The sequence below is a fragment of the Burkholderia sp. 3C genome (assembly GCF_054589155.1).
Genome location: NZ_BAAILN010000100.1, coordinates 14320 through 19692, shown reverse-complemented (window position 1 = coordinate 19692; position 5373 = coordinate 14320). Strand labels below are relative to the sequence as shown.

General features: G+C 66.6%; 4 protein-coding genes. All 4 read left to right on the top strand.

The features are described from left to right. Nucleotides 1-117 precede the first annotated feature (117 nt). The 4 genes from ACYP33_RS20575 (at nt 118) to acnA (ending at nt 5314) form a co-directional block, all read left to right on the top strand. A complete protein-coding gene (locus tag ACYP33_RS20575; protein WP_414447933.1) occupies nt 118-1122 on the top strand; it encodes an HpcH/HpaI aldolase/citrate lyase family protein in 1005 nt (334 codons plus the stop codon). A 264-nt stretch (nt 1123-1386) separates the two neighbouring features. Then, entirely contained in the window at nt 1387-1905 is a 519-nt protein-coding gene (locus ACYP33_RS20570; RefSeq protein ID WP_414441572.1) for a hypothetical protein, read from the top strand. A gap of 58 nt (nt 1906-1963) precedes the next feature. After that, nucleotides 1964-2542, top strand: a complete 579-nt coding sequence (locus ACYP33_RS20565) for a hypothetical protein (protein ID WP_459623688.1) — start codon at nt 1964-1966, stop codon at nt 2540-2542. A gap of 54 nt (nt 2543-2596) precedes the next feature. After that, on the top strand, nt 2597-5314 hold the full coding sequence (acnA, locus tag ACYP33_RS20560; RefSeq protein ID WP_459623684.1) for an aconitate hydratase AcnA: 2718 nt from the start codon (nt 2597-2599) through the stop codon (nt 5312-5314). The last annotated feature ends 59 nt before the right edge of the window (nt 5315-5373 follow it).

Sequence of the window (5373 nt, the reverse complement as noted above, 5' to 3'; positions counted from 1 at the left end):
CCCCCCCCCGGCCGGTTTACCGCGATCCGCAACCGATCCGCGCACGCTTTGCCCGCCAGGCAGAGCCTGTCCGAATCCGGTGCCTTTCCGATCCTCACGATCCGACGCGTAACGACGATGCCCGCCCTGTCCCCCGCCGAAGTGCTGTACGAGGGCGCTTCGCCCCCCGCGATCCTGCCCTGCTGCGATCATTACGCGGGCAGCGAAAAGCTGATGCGCAAGTCGTTCGCGCTGCAGGCCGAACTGGGCCCCGTGTTCGACATCACGCTCGACTGCGAAGACGGCGCCGCGGTGGGCCGCGAAGCCGAGCACGCCGAGCTGGTCGCCGCAATGCTCGGCGACCCGGCCAACCGCCATGGCCGCGCCGGCGTCCGAATCCACGATTTCAGCCACCCGCACTGGCGCGACGATGTTCGCATCGTGCTGCGCGCCGCCCGCGCGCCGGCTTACATCACACTGCCCAAAGTCACCCACGCGGCCGATGTCGCCGAGGCCTGCGCCTTTATCGAAGGCACGCGCCGCGAACTCGGCATCGCGCAGCCGATCCCGGCCGACGTCCTGATCGAAACCCACGGCGCGCTCGAACAGGTCGCCCGGATCGCCGCCTTGCCGAGCGTCTCCACGCTGAGCTTCGGGCTGATGGATTTCGTGTCCGCGCACCACGGCGCGATTCCCGACAGCGCGATGCGCGCGCCCGGCCAGTTCGACCATCCGCTCGTGCGGCGCGCCAAGCTCGAAATCGCCGCCGCCGCCCACGCGCACGGCAAGACGCCTTCGCACAACGTCACCACCGAAATCCGCGACATGTCGGTGGTGGCCGACAACGCGCGCCGCGCCCGCGACGAATTCGGCTACACGCGCCAGTGGAGCATCCATCCCGCGCAGATCCCCGAGATCGTGGCCGCGTTCGCGCCACGCGGCGAGGCCATCGCGCTCGCCGCCGAGATCCTGCTGGCTGCCGCCGCCGCCGACTGGGGGCCGACGCGCCACCGCGACACCCTGCACGACCGCGCCAGCTATCGCTTTTACTGGTCGGTGCTGCGCCGCGCCCATGCGACGGGCCGCGCGCTGCCGGCCGAGATCGCGCGCTGGCTGCCGGCACCGGCCGGAACACAGGCATGAGCGATGCCTGCCGCGTCTGCCGGGCGCCGATCGCGTGCCACCCGCACCATCCGCACGATGTGCGTGCCGGCGGCGCAGCAGCCGGACGCGAGATATCGTTGCATTCGCAAAATCGAGACAAACGCCGCGAATTCCCTGCAAAACATCGCGCGAATTAGGAGAAAATAGCGGCCGCTGCGCACATCGGGCGTGCGGTATTCCCCCTCGAAGAACGGGCCGGCCGCGCTCCCTCACTCACCGTATCCAGAAAAAGGCTTTGAGCACATGAACAAACTGTTGATCGCCACCGCCATCGGCGCCTTGTCCGCGACGCTGCTGACCGTTGCGCCGGAAGCCTCGGCACAATCGACCACCACGACCACGGCCAAGAAGGCCGTCGCCAAGCGTCCGGCGCCGAAGCGCCACCTGATCCCGCGCAGCAAGCGCGCGCGGGCTGCGGCAGCGGCGAAGGTCGATCCGGCACCGGAAGGCGCGGTCAAGTGGACCTGCAAGGACGGCCTCTCGTACGAACTGGCCGGCGACATGAAGCGCGACCAGATCGTCACGGTGCACTGGGCGAACAAGAACTACAAGCTGCCGCGTCAGGCCACCACCACGGGCGCCGACGTGTTCTACGATCCGGCCAGCGGCCTGAAGCTGGTGGTGATCCCGACCAAGGGCATGCTGTTCAGCGACAAGGAAGACACCCGCCTGGCCGACGAATGCGTGACCGCCGAGATGGCCTCGAACGGCTCGCCGGCACCGACGCAGTCGAACGAACTGGCGCCGAACGTCCAGAAGTAAGCCGCCAGGCACCCCGCAGCACCCCGACCAGACAGGCTCCCCCACGACAGGAAACCTGATGTCCGCCCCGCAAACGACTGCCCGGCCCACGCCGGGCGCGGTACGCGTCGAAGCCCTCGATGCCGTGCCGGGTTTCGAGATCGGCCGTGCGATCGCGCCGGAAACGGCGCACCACGGCCGGCTCGGCACACGCGATGGCGGGATGAATATCCTGTTGCGGCGGGCCTGCTCACGCCGGCCGCGGCTGTCCGGCAACCTGCCGGGCGCCGCGCCCCGCCCCGATTTCGATCCCGCACCGTTCGACGGCAAGCCGTCCCGCCTCCGGTGCACGATCCGGCGCCACGCCATCGCGAACGCCCCGTTCGGCGATCTCGCGCCCCGCCCCGTATTCCGTGAATGGCCCGCTGCACGCCGGGCCGACTCGCGTTGCGCGCGCTTCGGCGCGCCGCATGCGATGATCCACAGCTTGCCCGCCGCCGGCACGACACGGCGGGCTTCCGTTTTCTCGCCGGACGCCGCCGCGGCCAGCCCGCGCAGCGGGTTCCGGCGAAACCGCGACAAGCGATTCTCGACGTGTCGCTGGACCCGGCCCGGCTCGCTGCCGTGCCGGTCAATGAATACGTCGACTTGTATGTGATCCAGCCTTCAGATACAGGACTTCTTTCCTCGCCTTCACCCCAGGAAAAACATCATGGCCCACAATCTCCACAAGACCCTCAAGGAATTCGACAGCGGTTCCGGCAAAGGCAAGTTCTATTCGCTGCCCCAACTCGGCAAGGAACTGAAGATCAAGATCGAACGCCTGCCGGTGTCGATCCGTCTCGTTCTCGAGTCGGTGCTGCGCAACTACGACGGCAAGAAGATCACCGAGGAACACATCGAGCAACTGGCGAACTGGAAGCCGACCGCCAAGCGCGTCGATGAAATCCCGTTCGTGGTGGCCCGCGTGGTGCTGCAGGATTTCACGGGCGTGCCGCTGCTCGCCGACATCGCGGCCATGCGCGGCGTCGCGCTGCGCGCCGGCCAGGACCCGAAGAAGATCGAACCGCTGGTCCCGGTCGATCTGGTCGTCGATCACTCGGTGCAAATCGATTATTTCCGCCAGAAAGACGCGCTCGATCTGAACATGAAGCTGGAATTCCAGCGCAATAACGAGCGCTACCAGTTCATGAAGTGGGGCATGCAGGCGTTCGACACGTTCGGCGTGGTGCCCCCGGGCATCGGCATCGTCCACCAGGTCAACCTCGAATACCTGGCGCGCGGCGTGCACAAGAAGTCCGAAGGCGCGGACACCGTCTACTACCCGGACACGCTGGTCGGCACCGACAGCCACACCACCATGATCAACGGCATCGGCGTGGTGGGCTGGGGCGTGGGCGGCATCGAGGCCGAAGCCGGCATGCTCGGCCAGCCGGTGTATTTCCTGACGCCGGACGTGGTCGGCGTCGAGCTGAAGGGCAAGCTGCGCGAAGGCGTGACGGCCACCGACCTGGTGCTGACGATCACCGAAATGCTGCGCAAGGAGAAGGTCGTCGGCAAGTTCGTCGAATTCTTCGGCGAAGGCACGGCCTCGCTGTCGCTGCCGGACCGCGCGACGATCGGCAACATGGCGCCCGAATACGGCGCGACCATGGGCTTCTTCCCGGTCGACGAGAAAACCATCGGCTACTTCGAAGGCACCGGCCGCACGAAGGCCGAAATCGACGCGTTCGAAAGCTACTTCAAGGCGCAGAAGCTGTTCGGCGTGCCGAAGGCCGGCGACATCGACTACTCCAAGTCGGTCACGCTCGACCTCGCCACCGTCGCTCCGTCGCTGGCCGGCCCGAAGCGCCCGCAGGACCGTATCGAGATCACCAACGTGAAATCCACGTTTACGGACCTGTTCTCGAAGCCGGTGGCGGAAAACGGCTTCAACAAGAAGGCCGAGGACCTCACCAGACAGTTCACCACGAGCAACGGCGTGGACGTGAAGAGCGGCGACATCCTGATCGCCGCGATCACCTCGTGCACCAACACCTCGAACCCGAGCGTGCTGCTGGCCGCCGGCCTGCTGGCCAAGAAGGCGGTGGAAGCCGGCCTGACGGTTGCGCCGCACATCAAGACTTCGCTGGCCCCGGGCTCGCGCATCGTCACCGAATACCTGACCAAGACGGACCTGCTGCCCTACCTGTCGAAGCTCGGTTTCGAACTGGCCGCCTACGGCTGCACCACCTGTATCGGCAACGCGGGCGACCTGACGCCGGAACTGAACGAAGCGATCGTCAAGAACGACATCGTCGCGGCGGCCGTGCTGTCGGGCAACCGCAACTTCGAGGCGCGCATCCACCCGAACATCCGCGCCAACTTCCTGGCTTCGCCGCCGCTGGTGGTGGCCTACGCGATCGCCGGCAACATCACGCGCGACCTGATGACCGAGCCGGTCGGCAAGGGCAAGGGCGGCCGCGACATCTACCTCGGCGACATCTGGCCGACCAGCGACGAAATCCACGCGCTGCTGAAGTACGCGCTCGATCCGAAGGCGTTCGAATCGAACTACTCGAAGCTGACCAAGAAGGGCGACCTCTGGAGCAAGATCGAGGGCGAAACGGGCCAGGTCTACAACTGGCCGAAGTCGACCTACATCGCGGAGCCGCCGTTCTTCGGCAAGGATTTCTCGATGCAGCCGTCGGATTCGATCGCGCCGGTCAAGGGCGCGCGCGCGCTCGGCGTGTTCGGCGATTCGGTCACGACCGACCACATCAGCCCGGCAGGCTCGATCAAGGAAGATTCGCCGGCCGGCAAGTGGCTCAAGGAAAACGGCGTGCAGAAGGCCGATTTCAACAGCTACGGCTCGCGTCGCGGCAACCATGACGTGATGATGCGCGGCACGTTCGCGAACGTCCGGATCAAGAACCTGATGATCCCGGCGAAGGCCGATGGCTCGCGCGTCGAAGGCGGCCTGACGATCCATCAGCCGAGCGGCGAACAGCAGTACATCTACGACGCCGCGATGCAGTACATCGCCGACGGCGTGCAGACCGTGATTTTCGCGGGCGAGGAGTACGGCACGGGTTCGTCGCGCGACTGGGCCGCCAAGGGCACGCAACTGCTCGGCGTGAAGGCCGTGATCGCGCGCAGCTTCGAGCGCATCCACCGTTCGAACCTGGTCGGCATGGGCGTGCTGCCGCTGCAATTCAAGGGCACGGACAGCGTCCAGTCGCTCGGCATCACCGGCGAAGAAACGTACGACGTGGAAGGCCTCGGCGACGACTTCAAGCCGCAGCAGGACGTCACGCTCGCGATCCACTTCAAGAACGGCGAAACGAAGCGCGTGCAGGTGCTGCTGCGCGTCGACACGCCGATCGAAGTCGATTACTACAAGCACGGCGGGATTCTGCCGTTCGTGCTGCGCTCGCTGTTGGCGGCGTAAGCGCGGTTTTTGCAGGGGCCGCGCACCGGCAACGGTGCGTGGCCGATTCGAGCCCGGCT

Bases quoted from the DNA above. Each gene is read 5' to 3' on its own strand.
- ACYP33_RS20575 (WP_414447933.1), top strand. From the start codon at position 118: ATGCCCGCCCTGTCCCCCGCCGAAGTGCTGTACGAGGGCGCTTCGCCC.
- ACYP33_RS20570 (WP_414441572.1), top strand. From the start codon at position 1,387: ATGAACAAACTGTTGATCGCCACCGCCATCGGCGCCTTGTCCGCGACG.
- ACYP33_RS20565 (WP_459623688.1), top strand. From the start codon at position 1,964: ATGTCCGCCCCGCAAACGACTGCCCGGCCCACGCCGGGCGCGGTACGC.
- acnA (WP_459623684.1), top strand. From the start codon at position 2,597: ATGGCCCACAATCTCCACAAGACCCTCAAGGAATTCGACAGCGGTTCC.